Raw genomic sequence first — 24,500 nt, 5'->3', positions numbered from 1 at the left:
GCCTCGACATACGCGGCGACTGTGCGGATGACTTGTCCGCCGAGCCGAGGGCGCGATGCTGCGCCAATCGCATGAGTGCGCTCATGCGATCGAAACCGCGCCAGCATGAAATATGATCTGCTTCAGGGAACAATAATCCCGATCGTCGTTCCCATCATTGAGATTCCTGCGAAATAAGAAATAGATCGAGCGAGTAAGATCGCGCGAGTCAGGCCTCAGAGAAGACGTTTGCGGTGGATCGTTACCGCGACGCGGGCAAGTCCTGATAGCATTGCGTCCAGAGGACGGGGCTTTTGGACGGGAACCGAGCCCGCAATCCTTTTAAAGCAATCCGGATGCAGCCCAGAATAACCTTGTCCCCTGTGAACAAGGGGCTTTTCTGGCCTGCCAATCATGATAACGTGATCGTGAAAGGGGCAGACTGCACGCGGCTTCCTGGGCAACCAGGCGAGCTGATGTGGTCTATTACGGCAATCAGGATCTGATGAATCGACAGAACGAGAGCTTTCTCTCACCAGCGCTCTCTCGGATGCCCGCGGAAGCACTTCGTGTTGTGCCACTGAGCGGTGTCGAGGCTCAAATTTATGCGCGGCTCTGGCGTTGCGTTGCCGAACGAAAGCTTCGTCCGGGCACAAAACTGAACGAGAGCATTATAGGAGATGTTTTCGGCGTCAGCCGCACGGTTGTTCGCAAGGTTCTTAACATCCTAGAACAGGAGGGGGTGGTTCACCTTCCACAAAACCGCGGCGCATTCATTGCCGTCCTGGACCTGTCGGACGCACGCTCGACGCAGGAAGTGTTCGCGATGACGGTTACGCATCTGGTGACCCAATTGGTGCATTCAGACGTTGTCATTTCCGATGAGCATCGTGCTTTGCTGGATGAGCACATCAAGGTGCAGTCTGAGTTCGATTCGTCAGGCAATCACGATCGAGCTCTTCAGCTAAGAGCAGAGTTTTGGATTCTGCTGGCTGGAGTCTACGGCAATGTGCTGTTGACGCACCTGTTAGCCCGCCTTGCCGTCAGATATGTTCTCGCACAATCGTTTTTTGACAGAAGCGGCCTCCTATCGGCCGATGCTCGGTTTCAATCCTTGCTCATCAAACGAATCGCGGAAAAGGAATCGGAAAAAGCCCTTTCCATGATCGGAGAATTTCTTGGCCTGCTACGCAAGTCCTTGATTACGGATCGTGAAAGCGAGGACGTCGACCTGAGATCGCTGCTATCCGCCAATGGCGGCGGCGCTCGCTCCATTTGCATCAATTAGGCTGGGATTTTGCACGAAAATTTCTGCTTGAAGGGCCGCCCCTGCAGATGGCCTGCCTCTCTGGAGTGTCCTGTTTTCCATCCAATACATGGTCGGCTTTGCGCCAGAAGCGGTCATTGAGCCACGGTCGGAAAGCGGACGCTCAAACCGATTCGTTCGAAAGAATTTTGCGGTCCAGATCAAGAATTGCGGCGGATGGGCTTTCTCATGCCGTTTCGCGCCCGAGCGTCTCGGTCGAAGACAATTCAATTACGTAATGCTGTTGTGACCGCGGCGAAAAACGCGTCGCCCCGGCCATTCTTCGCGCGCGCGGGAGTGCCGTTTTCCAAAGCTGCGGATGCCGGCCTGGACGATCAGGCGCGAGGACGCGGTGCAGCGCTGGCCGGTGGAGAAGAAGGCGCCGTTGACCGCGATCTCGACGGCGACCTTCAGATCGGCGTCGTCGAGCACGACGAGCGGGTTCTTATGAAGTTCAGACAAGCGGCACATCTTGCTACTCGACCTAGCCGTCGGGCGACCCCGGGCTCAAAAAAGGCTTACGCCGGCTTGATTGATGCGTGGGGTCGACCGGCACCCCCGTCAGCGGAGTGGACACGCAACGAGGGTCTGCCCTCAATGCGCGCGGCGAGCGAAATCCGGCACTATTCAGAAAAGCGCACGGAAATCCGGCCTAGCTGCGAAATACGAGTTTCCAACAGCCCAGCGGCGCGGATCGGCAGGACGCCGCAAAGGCTCCCCGTGGTCACGAGCTGTCCCGCCTTCAATCCTCCGAGATTGTCGCTTTGCGCGTTTGCATAAGCCAGCAATGGCAATAACGGATCTCCCGCGGGATGGGATGCAGGGGCCTCATAGAGAGGCTGTCCGTTCAGCATCACGTCGCATGCGAGGCCATTGATCTCGCTGAGGGCGGAGAGCGGGACGCTTTCGCCAACGACATACCCCCTATTTCCGAGATTATCCGCGAGAAAGGACAGGAATGGCACGCTGGCCGCGCTGTCGAACCGTCCGCCGATGACCTCGATTCCAAGCACGACGTTCTCGATCGCATCAAGAATATCGCAGCGCTGATAAGCCCCGGTCTCACGCCTTGGAAGATCTTGACGGAGGTGAACCGCGAGCTCGACCTCTATGGTGCAGTCGGGGAACAGGGAAATCTCCGCCGCGTCGGGATATAGATACAAGAGCGGGGCGGCGACCGGCAATTGCTGCGGCCCTATCGCCACTTTCCAGCCACCCACGGGTCGAGCAAGCCGCTCCTGCACCGAGGCCTGTACCTGCATGGCACTCACTGGACTGTGCGGCACCGGCATCGAGGGGGAAGCAACCCTCTTTCCAGTCAGATGGGCGCGGACCAGCTCATCTGCGAAAGATTGGTTTTCGGAAGGGCGCGAATGCTCAAGAGCCATTCTGACCTCTTTGCCTATGGCCTATCCAGGCCGATGACGACACGGAGAGTTGACTGCTCGCGCTGTGCTCCGATCGATGAGCGATCGCACTGACACTGCAGCAGGAGGGATCGCTCACCGCGGAGATGTGATCAGGCTGCGTCAGCGATGACGGTCTGCCTCTGTTCGCCCAGTCCCTCGATGCCGAGCGTGATGACTTGCCCGGGGCGCAGATAGGCGGGAGGCTTCATTCCCTGGGCGACGCCAGCCGGCGTTCCCGTGATGATCACGTCGCCGGGGTGAAGCGTCATGAGCCCGCTGAGATAGCTCACGATTTGAGCGACGCTGAAGATCATGTTCGCGGTCGTGCCGTCCTGGCGCCGGACGCCATCGACATCGAGCCAAAGCCGCAGCGCCTGAGGGTTCGGGACCTCGTCAGCGGTGACGAACCAAGGCCCGATCGGCCCGAAGGTGTCGCAGCTCTTGCCCTTGGTCCACTGACCGGTGCCCTCGCTCTGCAGCGCCCGTTCAGACACGTCATTGGCGAGGAAGTAGCCCGCGACATGGTCGAGGGCACGCGCCTCCGACACATATTTTGCCTTGGTTCCGATCACGACCCCCAACTCGACCTCCCAGTCGAGCTTGGTGGACCCGCGGGGCTGGACGATGTTGTCGTTGGGGCCGACGATCGCGCTCGTCGCCTTCATGAACACGACGGGCTCGGCGGGCGCCTGGTTGCCCGTCTCTCGCGCGTGATCGATGTAATTGAGCCCGATGCAGATGAACTTGCCCACGCCGCTGAGGCAGGGGCCGATCCGATCGACCTGCTCAATGACAGGCAGCGTTTTGGGGTCGCGCGCTGCAATCCGTCGAAGTCCATCGGGGGTCACGGTCGCGCCGTTGACGTCCTGAACGACCCCGCTGAGATCCCGGATCGTGCCGTCGCTTTCGAGAAGAGCAGGCCGCTCCCCGCCCGCCGGTCCGTAGCGAAACAACTTCATATGTGACTCTCCATGAACTGCGGGTGGGCAGGAATGCCCGTCCCACCCGCCTGGCCTTGTGGTGCGATCACTGCGCCTTGGTCAGCGCCTCGTCGTAGCGCTTGACGACTTCCGCATAGGCGTTTTCGGGCGTCTCATCCTTCAGCACCATCCTCTGGAAAGCTTCGCCAAGGATGGTGTGGAAGGTCGACAGAATGGGCGAATAAGAGACCGCCTGGCCGCGCTGACTGACCAGTTCGGCCCAGCGCTTCTGGTTCGCAGCGGCTTCGCTCTGCAGATAGGGCGCGGTATAGGTCGACTTCCTGGAAACCACCTCGCCGCCCTCGGCCGCGATCACCTGCGCCTCCGGGGAGATGACGAACTTCATGAAGGTCCAGGCGGCATCCTGCTTCTTGGAATTCTTGTTCAGGGCGATCGAATAGCTGTAGACGGTCTGCTTGTCCGACGGCATGTAGGACGGGGCCGGGGCCCAGGCCAGATCGTCTCCTGCTCCTTGCGTCTGGACCGTCTTGAAGCGGTACAAGCCGAAATTCGTCATCGCGATCGTGCCGGACCGAAGGCCGTCATGGACCTCGTTGATCCCCATCTGCGCGCTGCGCAGCGACGTCACCTTACATTTGGTGAACAGGTCCTTGATGGTCGCTCCGGCGCGGATGAAGTTCTCTTTCGAGAACGCGATCTTGCCGTCCGGCGCGAAGTAACGCCCGTCCGAGCCCACGAGCATTGTGCTGAGGAAGAACTCCGCGAGGCTTTGGGCACCACCAATGCCGCCGGTCGCGCCGAGCGGGACGGCGAAACCGTTGATGTTCGGCTGCTTGAACTTTGGTCCAGCCGCGCAGACCTCCTCCCACGTCGTCGGCGGCGTCACGCCCGCTTCCTGAAGGGCGCCCTTGCGGTAGACCAGGATCGGGATGCGGAAGTCCTGGGGGAGGCCGTAGAGCTTGCCGTCGATCTGCGCCGTCGAGAGCGGCAGCAACCAGTCGTCATCCGGAATCCCATCCTTTTTGACGAGGTCGTTCAACGCCAGGAGATTGCCCGTGGCCGCGTATTCGGGAAGACCGAAGCTGACGACCCGGATGACGTCGGGCGTTTCGCTGCGGGATTTGACCGCCCTTGTTACCGTCTGGCCCGTGGGATCGACCAGAAGACGAATTTTGATGTCCGGGTGCTTGCTCTCGAAAGCCTGAATCATCTTCGTCTGGGCTGCAGACCGAGGATCATTGGCATTATTGGGGTCGAGGAACGTCGAGTAGACGATTTCCGTCGCTTGGGCGGCGGCGCGCTCCGTGAAGGAAGCGGATACGCCGGCGCAGACGGTCAATGCGACTGCTGCCTTGATCAATGTGCGTCGTGACGTAGCGCTCATGAGTGTTTCCCCTCTCTCTCGTTGGTAATTCTGGCGCGCGGGTAAGAATTCCTGCCGATCAGCCTTTCACAGCCCCTGCCGTAAGGCCGGAGATGAACCACTTCTGAACCAGACCGAACATGAGAATGACCGGCATGGATGCGATGACGACGAAGGCCATCATGTAAGACCACGAGATGCCGACCGCGTCGAAGACCTGGTTGACCAGCGCAACCTGAAGAGTCCGCTTGGCGACCTCGGGCGCAAAGACGGCAACCGTGATGTAGTCGTTCCAGGTCGTGACGATGCCGATGGTTGCGACTGCGGCGATGCCCGGCCGGATCAGCGGAAGGATGAGGTGCCAGATGATCTGAAAGCGGTTTGCGCCATCCATGAAGGCGGAGTCTTCAATCTCCACAGGAACGGCTTCGACGAAGTTCGCAATGAACCACACCGTCTGGGGAATGATCCTCGCCGACAGGATGATCGTCACGACGATCCCGCTGTTGAGCAGCCCGATCGAGTCGAGCAGGTAGAACGTCGGGACCAGGAGCGCGACGCCCGGCACCATCGAGGTTGCCAGAATCGTCAGCATCAGAGTGCGCTTGCCTTTGAACGAGAAGCGCGCGGCTGCGTAGCCCGCGGGGATCCCGACCAGCAGGGCGAGAGCCACGGCGCCAACGGAATAGGCGACGGAATTCCAGAAATCCCGAAGGAACGACTGGTCGCGAAACACTTTGAGGTAGTTTTCCAATGTCGCAGTGCTGGGCCAGAGCGTCGGCGGCACGGCCACGGCTTCGACTTCGGTCTTGAACGAAGTCGCCAGGGCCCACGCCACAGGCCCGAGCACAATGACCGCAAAGATGAAGGACAGGAGGATTGCGGGGATTCGCCCATTCGGGCGACCGGAGGATATGGCGGCGCTCATATGACAGATCCTATCCAGTGACGCGGCCAGTAAGCCGGGTGTAGACCACACCGAGCGCAACGTTGATCAACAGAACAACGATGGAGACGACAGCCGTGGGCCCAATATTGACGGCCTGAACGGTTCCGCGGAACGCCTCGAAGCTCAATGTCGTCGTTGAACCCAATGGACCGCCGCCAGTCATGACGATAATCAGCGTCATGAGGGTCAGGTACATGATCGACAGGGTCAGTGCAGTGCTGCCCAATGTCGGAAGGATGTGCGTCAGGGTGACATAGCGAAACTTGACGAGCGCCCCGCCGCCGTCAATTTCCACGGCTTCGTAAAGCTCCTTGGGAATTGACTGCATGGCAGCGGTGGCCATGACCATCACATAGGGAAAGGACCACCATGCGGTGACGATGATGATCAGGGGCAATGCGAGGCCCGGATCACCCAACATGAGACCAGGCTCGATCCCCACGGCCTGCATCAGGTAGGGAATAGGCCCGAATGACGGGTTCAGCAGCCAAAGCCATATGCTGCCCACGACCGACATCGACAGCGTCCAGGGGAACAGAATGAACACCCGCAGGACCGAACCGGTCGCGCCGGCGTTGTTCAGCACGAGGGCTGCGGCCATCCCGAGAACCACCGCGCCAGCGAGCGATCCGACGACGTAGGCCAGCGAGACAAACACCGTGTTCCAGAACGCCGACGAGCCGAAGACCTCGTAAAAATTCGCCAGGCCTACGAACCCTGTGAGCTCGTAGTACCGCGTTTTCTGGAAGCTCAACCAACCAACGAAGAACGTCGGATAGAGCGTAACCAGAAACAGGACGACGATCGCTGGCGCGAACCAGAGATAGGGGATCCACGAAAAGCGAGCTCGGCTCTGCGTGTCCGACGTGTCGCCAAGAAGACCAGCCCCGGGAGTGGCGGTCGCGGCCTGTGTGTGGCTTGCTGACATTTCAGTTCCGTATGAGTTCTCTCGACCACGGCTGCATTCGCGATGCCGCCAGGGAGCAAAGTCTTCGGTACTTAGGAAAGGCGGCGGCCATCCTGTTCGCTGAACACGTGAACCCGCGAAACATCCGGCCTGACCCGAATGATGTCGCCCGGCTGCGGCAGATCTGAATCCCGAAAAATGCAAACGATGCTCTGGGACCCGTGACGCGCAATGACCTGCGTCTCAGCCCCCGTCGGTTCGACGACGGCCACAGTGAGAGCCAGCCCGCCGTCGCTCCTGACGAGATGCTCGGGCCGGACGCCGTAGACGGCGCCGGACGACAGATGCTCCAAGCCGGCCGGCAGGGTCAGAACCGACCCATCTTCCAGAAGGAACCGACCTCGCTCGCAGCGGCCCTTCAGGAAGTTCATCGCGGGCGATCCGATGAAGCCAGCCACAAACATGTTGGCGGGGTTGTTGTAGAGCTCTAGCGGAGCGCCGACCTGCTCGACAATTCCATCATGCATGACGACGATCTTGTCGGCCATGGTCATGGCCTCGACCTGATCGTGGGTTACGTAAACGGTCGTGGTCTTGAGGCGCTGATGCAGCTCCTTGATCTCGGTGCGCATCTGCACGCGGAGCTTGGCATCGAGGTTCGACAGCGGTTCGTCGAAGAGGAAGACCTGGGGATCTCTAACGATGGCGCGCCCCATGGCGACGCGCTGCCGCTGGCCGCCCGAAAGTTCGCGCGGATAGCGATCAAGCAGCTTGGTCAGGCTGAGGATTTCCGCCGCGCGCTTGACGCCCGCTTCACGCACGTCCTTCGGAGCCTTTTTGAGCTTCAGCGAGAAGCCCATATTCTCCGCGACGGTCATGTGGGGGTACAGCGCGTAGTTCTGGAACACCATCGCGATGTCGCGCTCCTTCGGTGGAACGCTGTTCACCGTCCTGCCGCCGATCCGGATCTCCCCGCCTGAGATATCCTCGAGGCCGGCGATCATCCGCAGCAAGGTCGACTTTCCGCATCCGGACGGCCCGACCAACGTCACGAACTCACCGTCGCGAATGTCGACCGTTACGCCGTGGATGACAGCGGCGGTGCCATAGGCCTTTCGGACCGCGTTGAGCTCAACATTAGCCACTCGTTTCCTCCCTCGGCCTCTGAGCGGCCATTTTTTTGGTTGGCCAGGACCTGGCTGTTAATGGAACGATATTCCGTTAGCATGCTGAATGTCAATTCGAACCTCTCGCGCCGCGCACCCCTGCGGCACGAATCATAAAATATATAACATTATCAATATTTTATGGCGATTACGCCGTGGTCGCCTGCCTGACGGAGGAGGCAATTCGGTACGGCCAGAGGGCAGAAAGCTCCTGTGCAGCGGCCTTTACCTGCTCCCCCACTCGTGGAACGACAAGGGGGGAAAAGCGATGGATCGGGCCGGCAACACTTACGGTGCCCACGACCTGCTCGCCGACGCGGATTGCAGCCGCCACGGCGGCAACGCCCGGCTCGGCCTCTTCGATCGCAGTGGCCCAGCCTCGCTCCTGCGTCTCGTCCAGGGCAGCCGAGAAAGTCTGCTTCGTCGTGATGACCCGAGGACCTCCCTTGTCCGATGTCCCCAGCCCGCTGGCGACGGCTCGGGCGAGGGCCTCGTCGCGATCGAGCGTCGCCAGCCAAGCTTTACCATTGGCCGTCATATGAAGGGGAACTTTTGCGACAAGCTCCGGCTGGTATATCAATCCTGTTCTGGCGCCTTGCGAATGAGCAATCCAGGTTAGTCCGTCAGGATCGACGATAGCGATCCTGCCAAGACCTTCCGTTGTGCTTGCCAATCGATCGAGAATGGGCTGGCAAATGTCCGGAATACGCGTCCCGACCAGAAGGCGCTGGCCAACCACGGCCAAGCGCAACGACAGGCGGTAGAAGCCGCTATCGGCGTCCTGCTCGGCCCATCCGAGGTCGCACAGGGTGGTGACAAGCCGATGCGCCGCACTTTTCGGCACATCCAGGCGGCGGCTGATCTCTCCGAGCGGCATCGCGCCGGCATTCTCGCTCAGCAGGGTGATGAGGTCGAAGCAGCGTTCGACGAGGGATTTGACAAGCCGCATGGCACCACTGTAGCAAGAGGTTGTTGGAACGACATTCCATTAGCACGATCCGCTGGTTTTCGCAAACTTCGCGGCCCGATAACCCGCCAAGGAAGCCTGGGAGCCACCATGAGGTCAATTCAGCAGGACCTGTCGGGAAAGATCGCCGTGGTCACCGGCGCCGGCCGCGGATTGGGAAAAGCCATCGCCGACGTGCTCGCCGGCCGTGGCGCTCATGTGGTCGTCAACGATCTCACGCTCGAACTGGCCGAAGAGGCAGCCGCCTCCGCGCGGGCTCGAGGCGAGAGCGCCAGTGCGATCGCTTTTGACGTAGCCGACCCGAACCAGGTCGAGATTGCCTTCCGAAGGATCCGGGGGGATCACGGCCGGGTCGACATCCTGATCAATAACGCCGGCATCGGCGATTTTGTGAGCTTTCCAGAAATCACCCCCGAAAAATGGGACCGGATGCTCAACATCCATCTGAAAGGCTCGTTCAATTGCTGCCAGGCCGTGCTCGCCGGCATGAAGGAGCAGAAGTACGGGAAGATCGTCAACATCAGTTCCGTGGCCGGAAAGCGCGGCGATTTTATCGGCAATGCGCATTACACCGCTGCCAAGGCTGGGATTATCGGCCTGACGAAGTCCCTCGCGCTCTACGCCGCCCCGTTTGGCATCAACGTCAATGCCATCGCGCCGGGATTGGTTGCCACGGAGCTCAGCGATGAGATGAGCAGCGAGATGAAGGCGACGACCATCTCGCGCATTCCCGCCGGCCGCCTTGGTCGCCCAGAGGAGATCGCGCGGGCCACGGCTTTCCTCGTGTCTGACGACGCGAGCTACGTCTTCGGAGAGACCTTAAGCGTCAATGGCGGCTCCTACATGGATTGAGTGCCTCGACACCCGGGTTGTCACGGAGCTTCCGATGAAGATCGCCATATTTGACGTCAGCCACTGGCATTTCCCACTGTATCTCTCGCCGCTGGGAGACCCTGGCATCGAGGTCGTGGGGATCTCGGACAGTGAAGCGTTTGCCGGCACTCGTTTCGCGCAACAACTGAACTGCAAGCTCTTCGACTCCAATGAAGAGCTTCTCGAAGAGGAATTCGACTTTGCCCTGGTGTTCAGCCGTCATTCCAGGATGGCGGGACTGGCCGAGCGGCTCATCGAGCGTGGTATTCCGTTTCTGATCGAGAAGCCCTGCGGGCTCGATCTGCAGGAAGTTCGTCGAATCCGGCAATTGGCGGAGCAGCGCGGCGTCTATGTCAGCGTTCCCTTCATCAATCGTGTGAGCGACTGGGCCGCGCGGCTGTCGCCCGCCGAAGGCTTTACGCCGGAGGGCTTTCAGCACCTCTCGTTCCGGTTCGTCGTTGGGCCGGTCGAGCGCTATGAGCGAAATGGGTGCGGCTGGATGCTGGATAAGCAGCAGGCTGGCGGTGGGTCACTGCTGAATGTCGGCATCCATTTCATCGACCTGATCGCGACTCTGACGGGCGCCCCGATCACTCACGTTTCAGCCCAGGCACGCACATATCGACCCGACGTCACGGTCGACGAGCAGGCTGTGCTCACCTGTCAAACTGCGGCAGGCCAGATCGGAGTGATCGAGACGGGCTACCTGTATCCGTCGACGGCAGAGGATCAGCGCGACTTCGCGTTCTCCATCTCGCACAGCACCTCCTACATACGGGGTTATGCCGACCAACTTTATCTGAAGGCACACGATCAGGCGGCGGGACAGTCCACGACGGTCGAGTACAACACCGACGCTTATTACCCGGTGTTCCTGAGGCGCAGCTGGGCAGATCTGGCCGAGGGGCGGCCGCCTTTCGCAGGTCTGCGCGAAGCCGAACACGCGATGGCTGTCCTTGAGGCAGCATACCGTTCCGCAGCCAATGGCGGCGCCCCCCAAACAGTCGAGCATGCCCCATAGGGCCCCTCCCCCCGAGCGGCTTTGACCCGCTGCGATGCTGAGCGCGTTCGTCGACCCCTGAGATCGATCGAGCCGAACGGGAAACAGACGAAAGAGGAAACACCCATGTCGTTGTCAGGATCCGGCGTCATCGCGATTTGGAACGATATCACTGACGAGGGGCGCGCCAATTTCTACGAATGGCACGACCGCGAGCATATTCCGGAGCGGGTCGGCATACCCGGCTTTCTGCGCGGGCGCCGCTATATCGCCTTGTCGGGAACGCCGGAGTACTTCACGCTCTACGAGGTTGAAGACAAGTCCGTGCTCACCGGAGCGGACTATCTGGCGCGATTGAACAGCCCGACCGAGTGGACCACACGTTCGGTCCAGCACTTCAGGAACACCGCTCGCTCGCTGTGCGATGTCGAGGTCTCGCTCGGCGCGGGGTCGGGTGGTTTCATCGGGACGATCCGCTTCGATTGCGAACCAGGCCAGGATCCGAAAATTCTCAAGACGGTCTCCGAAGCGATCCTGCCCGAGGTGGCGAAAACAGCCGCGATCTCCGCAGCGCATATCTGCCGGGCCGATGAGAGCGCGAGCAACGTCAAGACAGCCGAGCAGCGCGGGCGCGCCGCAAACATGGTTCCTCGTTGGGTCCTAATCGTGGAAGGAGCCACGCAGGAGGCGGTCGAGCATGTCCTGTCCACTCATCTGAGCCCCGCGGTGCTGGCTGATCTGGGCGCTCAGGAAGCCCTGCAGGGAGTCTACCGCCTGCAATTCGACCTCGTCGGCAACCGATGAGGCCAAATCGCCGCCCTTAGGGCGCCAGGGCCGGCTCCCAACGATACGGCCCAACCAGCAAGAACGGCGCGCCCTGCCACGGTCGACGCGCGGTTTCACACACAGGAAGCCGGGACGATGCACCCAGTGATACGCCTTCACACCGACGATAACGTCGTCATTGCGCGCACGGCGTTGCTGGCTGATACGCCCATTGCGGACGGGGTCGGAACCTCCGTTCGCATTCCTGCAGGACACAAGACCGCTGCGCGCCCGATCGCTCAAGGCGAGCCCGTTCGCCGCTACAATCAGGTGATCGGCTTTGCGACCACCGCTATCGCCCCTGGAGACCATGTCCATGTTCACAACATGGGAATGGGCGATTTCGCGAAGGACTATGCCTACGGCCGAGACGCAAAGCCCACGGATTATGTCGAAGTCCCCGCCACCTTCGAGGGCATTCGCCGCCCGGACGGCCGCGTCGCGACCCGCAACTACATCGGCATCCTCACCTCGGTGAATTGCAGCGCCCATGTCGCAGGGCTCGTGGCCGATGCATTCAAGCGGCATCCCCTTCTCGGGATCGAGCCGCTCGCCGACTATCCGCATGTCGATGGCGTCGTTGCGCTCACGCACAAGACCGGCTGTGGCATGGCCGAAGGAGAGCCCCTGCAGCTTCTGCGGCGCACGCTCGCCGGCTATGCGCGCCACCCCAATTTCTCTCACATCGTCGTGCTCGGGCTCGGCTGCGAGGTGAACCAGATCAGCGGGATGCTGAAGGAGCACAATCTGACCGACCGCATCCGCAACATGGACATTCAGGCCATGGGCGGCACCCGCAAGACGGTGGAGGCTGGCATGGATTTCGTGCGGGAGGTTCTCGCCGATGCGAACCATGTGCATCGGGAGACCGTTCCCGCAAGCGAGCTCAAGATCGCACTGCAATGCGGCGGCTCGGACGGTTATTCTGGCGTCTCGGCCAATCCTGCCCTTGGCGTCGCAAGCGATCTCGTCGTGCGCAATGGCGGCACGGTGATCCTGTCGGAAACGACGGAAACATACGGCGCCGAGCATCTCTTCACCCGTCGCGCCGTCAGCCGGGAGGTCGGCGAGAAGCTGGTGAGCCTCATGTCCTGGTGGGAGGACTACACCCGCAAGCACGGGGCGGAGATCAATGCGAACCCGTCTCCTGGCAACAAGGCCGGGGGGCTGACGACGATTCTCGAAAAATCGCTCGGTGCGATGGCCAAAGCCGGCAGCACCAACCTCGTGGACGTGATCCAATACGCGGAAGCCGTGACCGCGAAGGGGTTCGTGTTCATGGACACGCCGGGCTTCGATCCGGTCGCGGCGACCGGTCAGGTGGCCGGCGGCGCAAACGTGGTGTGCTTCACCACCGGGCGCGGCAGCGTATTTGGCTGCAAGCCGGCGCCGTCGATCAAGATCGCCACCAACACTCCTCTCTACCGGCGCATGGAGGAGGACATGGACGTCAATTGCGGCACGATCCTCGAGGGCGAGGAGACCGTACCGGAATCCGGGCAGCGGATCTTCGACCTCATTCTGCGGGTCGCCTCCGGCGAGCGCACCAAGAGCGAGCTGTTCGATTTCGGATCGGCCGAGTTCGCTCCGTGGCCGCTCGGCGTCACCGTCTGAATAGCGGGCATGACGGATGTCGAGAGAGATCGCCACGACGCGATCTGGACCCTGCACCAAACGCCACAAGCCCCGGGATTGGATGGGCTTCGCGGCGACGAGACCCGATTTTAACAGGAGGAACGATCGATGAGAGCCTTGGTGAGCGGCGGAAGCCGCGGGATCGGAGCGGCGGTTTGCCTGCGCATCGCTGAAGCCGCCCTTGCGAGAGGCGAGCGTCCGAAGATCGCAGTCTGTGGTCGAGAGGATTCTGAACCGCAGGAGGAGGTTGCCCGTGCGGTGCGGGAGATGGGGGGCGAGGCCGTCGCTTTGTCCGGAGATCTCAGCGGTGTCGACGCTGCCGCCAAGCTTGTGGAAGCGACGGTGGCAGCTTTCGGCGGGCTCGACGCTCTCGTCTGCAATGCCGGCGTCGCGAGCCCCGGGAAAATCTGTGACCTGTCGGTTGCCGAATGGGACAGGATGTTCGACATCAACCTTCGCGGCGCCTGGCTGCTCGCCAAGAGTTCCTACCCTCATCTGAAAGCAAGCCGCGGCGCAGCCTGCTTCACGTCTTCGATGTCAGGGCAGGTACCGCACGAGGGATCGGGCGCCTACAGCCCGACCAAGGCTGCGCTCAGGATGCTTGCGCAAACGCTCGCCCTGGAATGGGCGCCAGACGGAATTCGCGTCAACGTCGTTTCCCCCGGCATGACGCACACCCCCATGTCAGCGAAGATGTACGCCGACCCCGAGATCAAGAAGGCAAGAGAGGCGCTGATCCCGCTTTCCCGGATCGGTGACCCGAAAGATATCGCCAATGCGATCGAATTCATGATCAGCCCGCTATCGAGTTACATCACGGGTCAGGATCTCTGCGTCGACGGTGGTTTTACCAAGTCGATTCTCAGCCACATTCCTGGCCGCCCGAGCTCAACGCCTCAAGGCGCTTGACCGAGGATTTATTGGCTCAATCGCCTCAAGAGGCTGAGATCAACTGTTGTTGTCAGCCTCTTGAGATCGGATCGGTCCAGTCCGTCCTCAAAAAAACAACGAGCGTCTAGGGAGTTCTTATAAAATGATCATCAATACGTTTTCATACATCTGGTCCGCGACGGCGGTGGATGCGATGTGCGAGCTTACCCGGCACGGCTACCATGTGTTCGAGGTGCCGATCAGTTCGCCGCATTGTTGGCCGGACGAGATGACGCGGGCGGTGCGTTCGGACGGAAAGAAGCGTTTGCAGGATTGCGGCGCGAGCGTGCGGTGTCTCAACGCCGGTGGCTTCGATATCAACCTCGCTAGCCCCGCAGCCAATATGAGACGCAAGAGCACGGATCATATCAAGGCTGTGATCGAGCTGGCCTACGATTGGGGCGCAGCCGAAGTGGTCATCTCGCCGGGCACAAGGCGCCCGATGATTTCTCCATCGCTTCCGAAGACTTTTGGCTGGCTGTACGAAAGCTTGGACGTTCTGTTGCCGCGGGCCGAGCAGGCTGGCGTCCGCCTCTTGTTCGAAAACACGCCCTATTGCTTCAGGCCGACATTCGATGAAATGCTCGGGCTCGTAAAAGACGTTAACAGTGAAAATCTGAAGATTGTCTATGACGTCGCGAACGCGGCGTACATCAAGGAAGATCCCGTCTCGACCCTGCTGTCCGGGCATTCGGCAATCGGGCTCGTCCATATCTCCGACACGGGCCTCGAGGAATGGGGCCATGATCCGATCGGCACGGGTGTGGTCGATTTTGTGGAGCTGGCAAAAGCCGTCGACGCTACCTGCAAGGTCGAAAACGTGGTCCTCGAAATCATTCGCGAGGATGAGCCTTTGGGATCGATCAACACGGGCATCGCGGAGCTGAAGAAGCGGGGTTGGAATCTGCAATCCCTCGGCCGGTAGCAGTCAGTCCTGATCGCGGCGTTCGTGTCGGCGAAAGCTCCCTCATGCGCTGCGAATTGACAGCATGTTGCCTTGAGCAGCGCCGACGACATCGCGGTCGCGGTATTCGCGTCCGGAAACGCCAGCGGGAAGCTGCAGGTCGCACTGGTCAACGAGGTGCTCGCTGCCGGTGATCACCTTCTTCAGTTTCGCCCGGCACGGGTTCTCTGGCGGGCTGCCGCCGGTCCCGTGAAGGGATAGCGATGCCCATGCCGACCACCGCCAACGAGAAACCAGACCGAAAGAGGGGGAACCATGACGACATCGATCCAGACAAAAAATTCGCGTGCCAGCCGCCGCCAATTCGCGCTGCTTGCCTCATCGATCGTGCTCACGCTGGGCGCCCTTGCCCCTGCCCATGCCCAACAGGTCGAGATTGCTTACGCAACCTTCCTCGACCCCAACAACAGGGCCGATCCGCGCGCCGCGGCACAGACGCGGATGATCGAGGCCTTCGAGAAGGCCAATCCGAACATCAAGGTCAAGGTTGTCATCGACCCCACCCAAAGCGCGTCGGCGCGGGCGCTTCGCAGCAAGTCGGATTCGCCAGATATTGCCCGCTTCGCCAACTGGTCGATTTCGGAAATCGTGGCCACGGGCTCGGTGCTGCAGCTTGACGACCTGCTGAAGCGCGACAACGTCAGCGAGACCGATTGGCTGATTCCGCTCGCCCAGACCAAAGTCGGCGGCAAGATCTATGGAATACAGCAGGATTACCGTATCCCTGTGCTGCTCTATCGCAAGAGCCTGCTCGATAAAGCCGGTGTCACGCCGCCGAAGACTTGGGACGAGGCGTGCGTAGCCGGCGGCAAGCTGAACAAGGACGGCGTCACAGGCTATGCCATTCCGCTCGGATCGAGCGGCGGTGTCGGGGGCGCCCAGGCGTTGGCCGAGAACCTTTTCAGCTCGATGGTGACGGAATCAGGCGGTGACTATTTCGCGGATGACGGCCGCGCCTTCCAGGCGCCGCGCGAGGCCGTGATCCGGACTCTCCAGACCATTCGAGACATGTACGGCAAGTGCAAGGCGACGCCGCCGACAAACGCGCAGTTCGGGTACAGCGAAACCCATGACGGCCTGCGAGCCGGCACGATCGCGCAGGGAACCTTCGGCCTGTTCCGCTTCCGCGCCATCCAGTCCGGCGGAGCCGGCAACGACCTCGCCTGGGCGCCGCCGCCCGCCTTCGCGCCCGCCGGAAAGATGGTGACCTATGGCTTCCAGATCGTCGTCAACGCCAATTCTCCTCGGCGTGAGGCGGCGTGGGCCTTCACGAAGTTCATGACCAGTCCCGAAGCGCAGGCAATCGCAGCCGAAGGTGGCGAGGTGGTATCGCGCGCCTCTGCCTATCAGGCGCCCTATTTCAAGCAGCCGGAGGCGGCCAACCAACTCGCTTGGGCCGAATTGATCAAGGCGCGCGGCAAGATGGTCAACTATTCCGTGATCAGCTCGACCTTCAACCAGATCATCGGCGACGCCACGGTGCGAATGATTCTGCGCAATGGCACAGCCGAGGACGCCTACACCGAAATCGTCGCCAAATACGACGAGGCTCTGAAGAAGGCGCGGTAGCGATCACAGGCGGGATCCGGTGTGCTCGCGCTCCGGTTCCCGCAGCCAGCCCACCCAGGCCAGGTCAATGGGAGCTTCAAGGTCATGACAACCGAATTCGCTGGCCAGACCGCGATCGTCACGGGCGGCGCGCGCGGCATCGGTCTCGCCATCGTCAAGGAATTGCTGAATCGCGGCTGCCGTGTCTCGATCTGGGATCGCTCCTTCGAAGGCTTCGACATAGCGGCGGTAGACCGACGCGTCGTCGACGTGGCCGATACGGCAGCGGCCGCGGCCGCCTTCAGCGAGACGCTGGTTGCGCTCGGTCGCGTCGACATTCTGATCAACAATGTCGGGATCAACGGCCCCATCCACCGGGTCGAGGACTATCCGCCGGAGCATTGGGACAATGTGATCCGCATCGATCTCACCACTTCGGGCTTCACCTTCGACGCGGCCGGCGGCCGGGCGACCCACTGAGATGGAACGGCCTCCAGTCCAGATCGCGGTCATCGGCGCGGGAGCGATCGGCCAGCGCCATGCCCGGTTATGCGCCAGCCATCCCGAATCCACGCTCCGTGCGATCGTTGATCCTGCGCCTGCAGCGATTGCTCTGGCCGGCGAACTTGACGTGCCCGTCTTTGCCGACATCGAGAGCATGATTGCCGCAATCCGGCCCGAGGCCGTGATCGTCGCGACGCCGACTCCGCTGCACGAGTCGATCTGCGTGGCCGCAGCGGAGGCAGGGCTGCATCTCCTGGTCGAAAAGCCAATCTCTGCGGATGTCCCGTCGGCACGCAGGATTATCGACGTCGCAGAGGCGAACGGAGTCTCACTCCTCGTCGGCCACCACCGAAGGCACAATCCGATTGTGGCGGCGGCCCGCGAAATCATCGGCGGCGGCGAGCTGGGGCGTCTGCTCGCCGTGAACATGCTCTGGGCCGTGCGGAAGCCGGACGCCTATTTCACGGTGCCTTGGCGCACACAACCCGGCGCCGGCCCGGTGCTGACCAATCTCATCCACGACATCGATCTGCTGCGCCATCTCTGCGGCGAGATTTCGGCTGTTACTGCCCATGTTGGGAATATGGGTCGCGGCTTGGCGATCGAGGACACGACCGCTGTCCTGATCCGTTTCGAGACCGGAGCGCTGGCGACGGTCACGGCCAGCGACGCAGCGCCTTCGCCCTGGTCTTGGGACGCAAACTCCGGTGAAAACCCGGCGATCCGAATGAGCCGAGCCAACTCGACGCGGTTTCTCGGCACCCAAGCGGCGCTTGAGTTCCCCGACCTGAGGATCTGGCGCCATGCCACGGGCGAGGAACCGAGTTGGAATGCCACATCGATCTCCGAGGAACGCCTCGTCACGCCGGCGGATGCCTATCATTCCCAATTGACGCATTTCTGCGCTGTGATCCGCGACGGTGCCGCACCCGTCTGCTCGGGCGAAGACGGTCTCCGCACGCTCGCGGCGGCCTCTGCGATCCTCCTGTCCGCGTCCGAGAATCGCACGATCGTTCCTGAGCAGGGCTGAGCCACTTACGGAAGCCTCCTGTTCCGAGACCACGCCCCAGGTAAGGATCAGCCCCCTGGTCCGAGAACTCGAGGCAGCGGGCGCGATCGTTCCAGGTATAGGTCATCGCAATGACGGCATCGCGGCGAATGTGGCCGCGCCGGCTTCGATGTTTGGTGAGCCACACGGGCGGAGACGAATCCCGCCTCCGCCCGCGGCAACCATTATACCAGTTCGGCCAGGGACGCGGCATCGAACCCCTTCAAGGCCCCGTGATCGCCTCGTTCGACCTTCGCCACCCACTGGGGATCGCTCAGCAGTGCCCGGCCTACAGCGATCAAGTCGAACTCGTCCCGCTCCAGTCGCTCGACAAGGCGATCCAGGCTGGCCGAAGTTGATCCCTTGCCGGCGAAGGCGCTGTTCACAACATCGTTGTCGAGGCCGACCGATCCGACACCGATCGTCGCAGCGCCGGTCACCTTCTTGGCCCAGCCTGCGCCGTTGAGCCCGTTCTCGCCGTCAATCTCCGGGAATTCCGGCTCCCAGAAGCGGCGCTGCGAAACGTGCAGGACATCGACCCCCGCCTCGACCAGCGGCCGCAGCCAGTTTTCCATCTCCGTTGGGGAGGCGGCGAGGCGCACGCTGAGATCCTGCTGCTTCCATTGGCTGACACGCAGGATAATCGGGAAATCGGGCCCCACCGCTTCGCGCACCGCGCCGACGATATCCACCGCGAAGCGCGAGCGGTCCTTTATCGTGAGCCCGCCATAGCGGTCGGTGCGCAGATTGGTGCCCGCCCAAAAGAACTGATCGATGAGATATCCATGGGCGCCGTGGATCTCGACCGTGTCAAACCCCATCCGTTTCGCGTCCGCCGCCGCCTTGGCAAAGGCTGCGACCGTGTCGGCGATATCCTCCTCGCTCATAGAGACGCCGCGCGGGTCGCCCGGGGAATCAAGACCGGAAGGGCTCTCCACCGGCGCATCGGGCTCCCAGCCGTTGATGTAGCGGGTTGCGCCGGTGTGCCAAATTTGCGGGCCCATGCGACCACCCGCATCGTGGACAGCATCGATCACATTCTTCCACCCCGCCAGCGCCTTGTCGCCGTGAAAGAAAGGAATTCCGGCATCGTTACGCGATGCCGGGCGGTCGACCACCGTTCCTTCGGACAAGATCAACCCGACATTGCCTTCCGCGCGCCGGCGATAATAGGCAGCGCTCGCCGGCCCCGGAATGCCTTCAGGGGAAAAAAGCCGTGTCATCGGCGCCATGACGATGCGGTTCTTCAGTTCGAGCGACCGGACGCTGAAAGGACGGAACAAGCTGCTGGTATCACGATGAGGCATGTCAGGGACTCCATTTCCAACTATGAAGCGCCTAAGTATAACTCGTATACCTAGCGTCAATTAGGCACTTGAAGTCGCCCTGGTATATCGAAGGAAACCTGGATGCTCGAATTGGAACCCCTCTGCTTCTCGTCGGCATGTCCTAGCCGGGCCTTGTTCGATCAGATCGCGGACAAGTGGTCGATGATGGTGTTGGTTGTGCTCGACGATGGACCGCAGCGGTTCAACGCCATCCGTCGCCGGCTGCAAGGCGTCACCCAGAAGGCGCTTACCCAGTGCCTTCGCCGGATGGAGCGCAACGGCTTGATCTCGCGGGAGGTCATCTCGCTGTCCCCAGTGGCGGTGCAGTATCAGATCACGCCGCTTGGTCGCACATTGCAGCAGCCGTTCCGGGCGCTGCACGAATGGACGCTCGAAAAGCTGCCGGAGGTCGATGCCGCGCGACAGGCGTTCGATGCCATGAACGGCCGACCGGCGCCGCACGAAGCATCGTCGGCTTCCCGATCTGTCTGATCTTCCAACCTCGGCATTTATACCCCCGGCCGCTGGACCGGCGGCATGGCAATCAGGGCTTTCGAAAAGCCGCGATGTTCTCGCGCAGCCACGCGCCGACCGATCGTGGCGCCTTGCCCGTCAGGTCTCGAAACGTCGCCGTCGTCTCGGCAAGCACCGACGCCAATGTCGCGCTCGTATATCGAGCGCCACATCGCGCGGGTGCTTTTGGCCTGCGCGACACTCGCGCCAACTGTGGAGACAGCTTGCCGGTGCGCGGTGGCTGGCGTTGGTTGTGGTGATCAGTGCGCCGCAGCCGAGCTGCCCTGCCCTTTTCGGGCGAACAGGATCGCAACCGCCGCGATGACCAGGATGACGCCGATGATCGCGAAGGTGTCGCTGAAGCCCATGACCAACGCCTGCCGCTTCACCGTTTTGCCCAGCGCGATGACCGCCTGACGCTGGGCCGCCGCATGATCGGAAACGCCGTGCGACATGAAGTAGCCCGTCATCTGGTCGAGGCGGCCCCGGACCTCGTCGCGGAAGGGCGTAACGGCCTGTCCGATGATGTTTGAATGGAACTGCTCCCGCTTGGTGATGATCGTCCCAAGCACGGCCGTGCCGACCGCGCCGCCAAGATTGCGGAGCATGTTGAACAGGCCCGATGCATTTGCCGCGTCCCTGGGCTGGATGCTCATCATCGCGATCGCCGTCAACGGCGTGATCACCATCGACTGGCCGACGGCACGGACGACATTGGGCCAGAACAGCTGGTCACCGGAATAATTCAGCGACATATGCGTGTTCATGAAACATGAGCCGGCGAACAGGGCTATGCCGACGAAGGTGATGTAGCGGATGTCGAAGCGCTTCATCAGCATCGGGACGAGCGGAATGAGGAGAAGCTGCGGAAGCCCGGTCCACGCCAGGACCATGCCGATCTGCTCGGCGTTATAACCCTGCACCTGGCCGAGATATTGCGGCAGGACATAGACCGAGCCGAACAGGCCGAACCCGACCAGGACGTTCGACAGCGTGCCGACCGTAAAGTTGCGGTTCTTCAGCAGCGAGAGATCGACAAGCGGCTTCTTGACCGTCAACTCGATCCAGACGAAGGCCGCCAAAAACGCGGCGGCGATCGCGGCGAGACGGACGATGAAGGTCGACTGGAACCAGTCCTCCTTGTTGCCTTCCTCGAGCAGTGTCTGCAGCGCCGAGAGGCCGATCGCCATCGTCGCGATGCCAGCCCAGTCGCCCTCCTTGAGAAGGCCCAGCTGTAACGGCTGCTTTTCGAGCGTCAGCGAGAGCGCAACCACCATCGCGACGCTGGGCAGCGTGTTGATGAAGAAGATCGTCTGCCAGCCATAGTTCTCGGTGAGGTAACCACCAATCGTCGGCCCGATCGCCGGAGCGAATGTCACCGCCAGCGCGAACATGGCCAGGCCCATCGGCTGCTGCGATTTCGGCAGGCGGGTCGCGACCATGGTGAAGGCCATCGGGATGAGCACGCCGCCGGCAAAGCCCTGAAGGCCGCGCATGGCGATCATCTCGCCGAGATTGCTGGCGAAGGCGCAGGCCATCGAGAACAGGGCGAACGCGATCGTGCTCCAGATCATGTAGAGCTTGAACGAGAAGACGCGGCTGAGAAAACTCGTCAGCGGAATGACGATGATCTCGCCGATCAGGTAGGAGGTCGAAATCCAGGCGCCGTTGTCGATGCCGGTGCCGATGCCGCCCTCGATATCGAGCAGCGAGGCATTGGTGATCTGAATGTTCAGGATCGCCATGAAGGCGCCGATGGCGCCGGCCGTGATCGCGATCCAGGTCGACAAGCTCGCCTTGTCCCCGGTTGACGGGGTCGATGGGGCAACGGCCGGCGTTTGCGTAGACATGGCCCAGCTCCTCGCAAGCCGGGCGCGCGGATTACCGCGCGTCCGCCACTGAATTGTTCTTGGAAACCTTGGTGTCGATCGTCGGAACGACCGACATGCCAGGTCGCAGGCTGCCGGCAAGGCTGTGGTCGGGATCGAGGACGATCTTGACCGGAACGCGCTGGACGACCTTGGTGAAGTTGCCGGTCGCATTGTCGGGCGGAAGCAGGGCGAATTCCTGGCCGCTGGCCGGAGCGATGCTGTCGACATGCCCCTCCACCGTGACGCCCGGGAACATGTCGACCTCGATCTCGACTTTCTGACCGGGCTTCACATTGGTCAGCTGTGTTTCCTTGAAATTCGCAACGACATAGGCGTTCGCGACCGGGACAACGGCCATCAACTGCGTGCCTGCCTGGACATACTGGCCGACCCGAAGCGTCCGGTTTCCGACAATGCCGTCCACAGGGGCCAGAACGGCGGTATAGGACAAGTTGAGTTCGGCTTGGCGCTGAACGGCTTCGTCATGGGAGACCGTGGCCCTCGCCTGGGCCAGGTCGGCCTTGATCAGATCAACCTGCTTTTGGGCCTGGGCGAGCGAAGCGACATCGCGGTCGATCGCGGCGCGTGCCGCCGAAATCTTGGCGACCGCCGCCTGGGCGTTCTGCACGGAGCCATAGCCCGTTTTGGCGAGGTTCGCGTAGCGCTCGTTGTCCTGTTCGGCAAAGTTCGCGTTGGCCTTGTCGACTTCGACCGTCGCCTTGGCTGTATCGATCGCTGACTGCTGGGCCTCGAGCTGGGCCAGTTTGCTGACAACGGCGGCTCGGGCCGCTTCGACGTCGGCCTTTGCCTGATCAAGCGCGACGCGGAAGTCTCGATCGTCGATCCGGGCAAGGGCCTGGCCGGCCTTGACCGGCTCGTTGTCGCGAACCAGCACCTCGGCGATATAGCCGGAGACCTTTGGAGCAATCGTGGTGCTGTCGGCCTTCACATAGGCATCGTCCGTCGAGATCTGGAAGCGACCGACGGTCCAATACCCGTGCCCCCAATAGCCGATGCCCACGAGCGCGATCAGTGCGACACCTCCCAGCGCCAGGCGGCGCAGGCCGTGCTTGCTGTGAGTTTTTTCCCCTGGCGGCGGCGACAAAGCAGAATCGGCCGGCTTTTCAACCGTGGTCGCCGGGACAACCCGCTCGCCAGGCACGGCCCGCTCGGCCTTGACGCGATCTTCATGTGTGCTCATCGATCCAGCTCCTATTGGGCGTCGCGATCGGGCGCTTCGTCATTTAGAAAATTGCTATTTTCCAAATAATCCTTACACTGCGTGTGTCAACGAAATTTTGGAAAATAGTCATGCGCCAAAATCACGAGACGGTGAAGCGGTCCCGCGGACGCCCCCAGAAGCGGTGCGATGCTGACACGCTCCATCTCATCGTCGAAGCGGCCGATCGCGAATTTCAGTCGAAGGGCTATGCCGGCACGAGCATCATGACGGTGGCGCAGCGCGCCGGCGTCTCGACCAAGACGCTCTACAAGCTCGTCGCCACAAAGGCGGAATTGTTCGAGCGCACGATCCAAGACCGCATTGGCCGCTTCCTGCTCGACGTGGTCGACGACGTCAGTGACGATCCGCGGGCCGCGCTTGAGCACATCCTGTTTGCATTCGGCGTCCTGACGCTGAGCCCGGAGACCATCGCGATCACGCGGCTCGTCATCAGCGAGTGCGAGCGGTTTCCCGAGGTCGCACGGGCTTTCTACCAGTCAGCCATCATGCCCGTGAACGGCATCATCGAAGCCTGGCTGACGAGGCAGAAGGACAAAGGTCTCCTGCGCTTTGACGATGTCCATATCACCTCGGGCCTGCTGCGCGGCATGATGATCATGGAGCCGCAGCGCACTGCGATGATGGGGCAGCGAAGCGCTCCGCATCGCGATGAGATTGCACTACGGGCGAGACAATGTGCGGATGTCTTCTACAATGGCTGCAAGGCGTAATGCCGGCCGCGACGCTAAGCGTGTCATCTCCTGGCCAAGCTGATGAACGCTGTCCCGCAACCTGTTGCGCCCGGCGTTGATGAACCATGCCCGCCGCGCGGCCTGAGGCGGGCGGGAGCGGTGTGGGTGCTGATCGCGGCGATCGTGCTGACGCCGGGGGCGGGAGCGGGGCGAGATGTTTGCGACGCTGCACGGGGAGCTCGGCACGATCCTCGCTTGGACCTGGCAGCAAGCGGTTGGCAGGCTGCTAGAACGACAAAACCCGCCGCTGGAGCGACGGGTTTGTCAGTATCGTTGGTTGCGGGGGCCAGATTTGAACTGACGACCTTCAGGTTATGAGCCTGACGAGCTACCGGGCTGCTCCACCCCGCGTCAATGATTTGGCCTTTGGCGTCCTGGATGGGCGATGCGGCCTGTCCTGGGACGGTTTGGGCTTTAAACGGTAACGCGGCGGCGACAAGTGTCGACCGCCGCGTTATGCGATTTATCGATTGTGATGAGGGATATCCTTGACAGGCCCG

At 61.7% G+C, this 24,500-nt stretch carries 23 protein-coding genes, 1 tRNA gene and 1 pseudogene; 13 read left to right on the top strand and 12 right to left on the bottom strand.

The genetic code is table 11. The annotated features are described in order from the left end of the window. Positions 1-457: 457 nt before the first annotated feature. Entirely contained in the window at positions 458-1,267 is an 810-nt protein-coding gene (locus GY40_RS26740; protein WP_156116043.1) for a GntR family transcriptional regulator, read from the top strand. Positions 1,268-1,603: 336 nt separating this feature from the next. Here GY40_RS26740 and GY40_RS27280 read toward each other — a convergent pair. From GY40_RS27280 to GY40_RS21935, 8 genes and pseudogenes are all read right to left on the bottom strand, one after another. Further along, positions 1,604-1,732, bottom strand: a pseudogene (locus GY40_RS27280) (aldehyde dehydrogenase family protein); the annotation flags it as partial. A gap of 176 nt (positions 1,733-1,908) precedes the next feature. Beyond that, on the bottom strand, positions 1,909-2,673 hold the full coding sequence (locus GY40_RS21965; RefSeq protein ID WP_156116042.1) for a fumarylacetoacetate hydrolase family protein: 765 nt from the start codon (positions 2,671-2,673) through the stop codon (positions 1,909-1,911). Positions 2,674-2,804: 131 nt separating this feature from the next. Then, positions 2,805-3,653, bottom strand: a complete 849-nt coding sequence (locus GY40_RS21960) for a fumarylacetoacetate hydrolase family protein (protein ID WP_038367046.1) — start codon at positions 3,651-3,653, stop codon at positions 2,805-2,807. Positions 3,654-3,720: 67 nt separating this feature from the next. After that, positions 3,721-5,019, bottom strand: coding sequence for an ABC transporter substrate-binding protein (locus tag GY40_RS21955; protein ID WP_081925599.1), 1,299 nt, complete (start codon positions 5,017-5,019; stop codon positions 3,721-3,723). 58 nt (positions 5,020-5,077) lie between these two features. Then, the gene (locus GY40_RS21950) at positions 5,078-5,926 is read right to left on the bottom strand and encodes a carbohydrate ABC transporter permease (RefSeq protein ID WP_038367040.1); all 849 of its coding nucleotides are present in this window, start codon (positions 5,924-5,926) and stop codon (positions 5,078-5,080) included. 10 nt (positions 5,927-5,936) lie between these two features. Then, on the bottom strand, positions 5,937-6,875 hold the full coding sequence (locus GY40_RS21945) for a carbohydrate ABC transporter permease (protein ID WP_038367038.1): 939 nt from the start codon (positions 6,873-6,875) through the stop codon (positions 5,937-5,939). 71 nt (positions 6,876-6,946) lie between these two features. Further along, on the bottom strand, positions 6,947-7,999 hold the full coding sequence (gene ugpC / locus GY40_RS21940; RefSeq protein WP_038367036.1) for an ABC transporter ATP-binding protein: 1,053 nt from the start codon (positions 7,997-7,999) through the stop codon (positions 6,947-6,949). A 169-nt stretch (positions 8,000-8,168) separates the two neighbouring features. Further along, on the bottom strand, positions 8,169-8,969 hold the full coding sequence (locus GY40_RS21935; RefSeq protein WP_038367033.1) for an IclR family transcriptional regulator: 801 nt from the start codon (positions 8,967-8,969) through the stop codon (positions 8,169-8,171). A 108-nt stretch (positions 8,970-9,077) separates the two neighbouring features. Here GY40_RS21935 and GY40_RS21930 point away from each other — a divergent pair, with 108 nt between their 5' ends. The 10 genes from GY40_RS21930 to GY40_RS21890 all read left to right on the top strand — a co-directional run bounded on the left by GY40_RS21930 (position 9,078) and on the right by GY40_RS21890 (position 18,296). Further along, on the top strand, positions 9,078-9,839 hold the full coding sequence (locus tag GY40_RS21930) for an SDR family NAD(P)-dependent oxidoreductase (RefSeq protein ID WP_038367031.1): 762 nt from the start codon (positions 9,078-9,080) through the stop codon (positions 9,837-9,839). A 34-nt stretch (positions 9,840-9,873) separates the two neighbouring features. Beyond that, a complete protein-coding gene (locus tag GY40_RS21925) occupies positions 9,874-10,881 on the top strand; it encodes a Gfo/Idh/MocA family protein (protein ID WP_038367259.1) in 1,008 nt (335 codons plus the stop codon). Between the two features lie 105 nt (positions 10,882-10,986). Next, positions 10,987-11,664 (top strand): DUF4286 family protein, encoded by a 678-nt coding sequence (locus GY40_RS21920; protein WP_038367029.1) that lies wholly within the window; start codon positions 10,987-10,989, stop codon positions 11,662-11,664. A gap of 117 nt (positions 11,665-11,781) precedes the next feature. Further along, positions 11,782-13,299 (top strand): UxaA family hydrolase, encoded by a 1,518-nt coding sequence (locus GY40_RS21915; protein WP_038367027.1) that lies wholly within the window; start codon positions 11,782-11,784, stop codon positions 13,297-13,299. 129 nt (positions 13,300-13,428) lie between these two features. Then, a complete protein-coding gene (locus GY40_RS21910) occupies positions 13,429-14,229 on the top strand; it encodes an SDR family NAD(P)-dependent oxidoreductase (protein ID WP_038367025.1) in 801 nt (266 codons plus the stop codon). A 124-nt stretch (positions 14,230-14,353) separates the two neighbouring features. After that, on the top strand, positions 14,354-15,175 hold the full coding sequence (locus GY40_RS21905) for a sugar phosphate isomerase/epimerase family protein (protein ID WP_038367022.1): 822 nt from the start codon (positions 14,354-14,356) through the stop codon (positions 15,173-15,175). Positions 15,176-15,247: 72 nt separating this feature from the next. After that, positions 15,248-15,415 carry a hypothetical protein gene (locus tag GY40_RS27755; RefSeq protein WP_156116041.1) on the top strand — a complete coding sequence of 56 codons (168 nt, stop codon included), beginning with the start codon at positions 15,248-15,250 and terminating at the stop codon, positions 15,413-15,415. A gap of 54 nt (positions 15,416-15,469) precedes the next feature. After that, positions 15,470-16,783, top strand: a complete 1,314-nt coding sequence (locus GY40_RS21900) for an extracellular solute-binding protein (protein ID WP_038367019.1) — start codon at positions 15,470-15,472, stop codon at positions 16,781-16,783. 84 nt (positions 16,784-16,867) lie between these two features. Next, positions 16,868-17,242, top strand: coding sequence for an SDR family oxidoreductase (locus GY40_RS21895; protein WP_051988408.1), 375 nt, complete (start codon positions 16,868-16,870; stop codon positions 17,240-17,242). Between the two features lies 1 nt (position 17,243). Then, a complete protein-coding gene (locus GY40_RS21890) occupies positions 17,244-18,296 on the top strand; it encodes a Gfo/Idh/MocA family protein (protein ID WP_038367016.1) in 1,053 nt (350 codons plus the stop codon). 203 nt (positions 18,297-18,499) lie between these two features. Here GY40_RS21890 and GY40_RS21885 read toward each other — a convergent pair whose 3' ends face one another. Next, positions 18,500-19,621, bottom strand: coding sequence for an NADH:flavin oxidoreductase (locus tag GY40_RS21885; RefSeq protein WP_038367013.1), 1,122 nt, complete (start codon positions 19,619-19,621; stop codon positions 18,500-18,502). Between the two features lie 102 nt (positions 19,622-19,723). Between GY40_RS21885 and GY40_RS21880 the strand changes: the two genes are divergently transcribed. Beyond that, on the top strand, positions 19,724-20,134 hold the full coding sequence (locus tag GY40_RS21880) for a winged helix-turn-helix transcriptional regulator (protein ID WP_038367010.1): 411 nt from the start codon (positions 19,724-19,726) through the stop codon (positions 20,132-20,134). A 281-nt stretch (positions 20,135-20,415) separates the two neighbouring features. Here GY40_RS21880 and GY40_RS21875 read toward each other — a convergent pair whose 3' ends face one another. Beyond that, the gene (locus GY40_RS21875; protein ID WP_038367007.1) at positions 20,416-22,005 is read right to left on the bottom strand and encodes an MDR family MFS transporter; all 1,590 of its coding nucleotides are present in this window, start codon (positions 22,003-22,005) and stop codon (positions 20,416-20,418) included. Positions 22,006-22,036: 31 nt separating this feature from the next. Then, positions 22,037-23,227, bottom strand: coding sequence for an HlyD family secretion protein (locus GY40_RS21870; protein ID WP_051988407.1), 1,191 nt, complete (start codon positions 23,225-23,227; stop codon positions 22,037-22,039). 110 nt (positions 23,228-23,337) lie between these two features. On the opposite strand from GY40_RS21870, the gene GY40_RS21865 reads away from it, so the two are divergent. Beyond that, positions 23,338-23,979 (top strand): TetR/AcrR family transcriptional regulator, encoded by a 642-nt coding sequence (locus tag GY40_RS21865; RefSeq protein WP_038367004.1) that lies wholly within the window; start codon positions 23,338-23,340, stop codon positions 23,977-23,979. Positions 23,980-24,274: 295 nt separating this feature from the next. On the opposite strand, the gene GY40_RS21860 is transcribed toward GY40_RS21865, so the two are convergent. Then, positions 24,275-24,351: transfer RNA gene (locus GY40_RS21860), tRNA-Met, on the bottom strand. Between the last annotated feature and the right edge of the window lie 149 nt (positions 24,352-24,500).

The sequence above is a fragment of the Allobosea sp. UNC402CLCol genome, from assembly GCF_000745475.1.
Lineage (GTDB): Bacteria > Pseudomonadota > Alphaproteobacteria > Rhizobiales > Beijerinckiaceae > Allobosea > Allobosea spartocytisi.
Note: the sequence above shows the minus strand (reverse complement) of the source record. Positions and strands in the feature narration are given on the sequence as shown.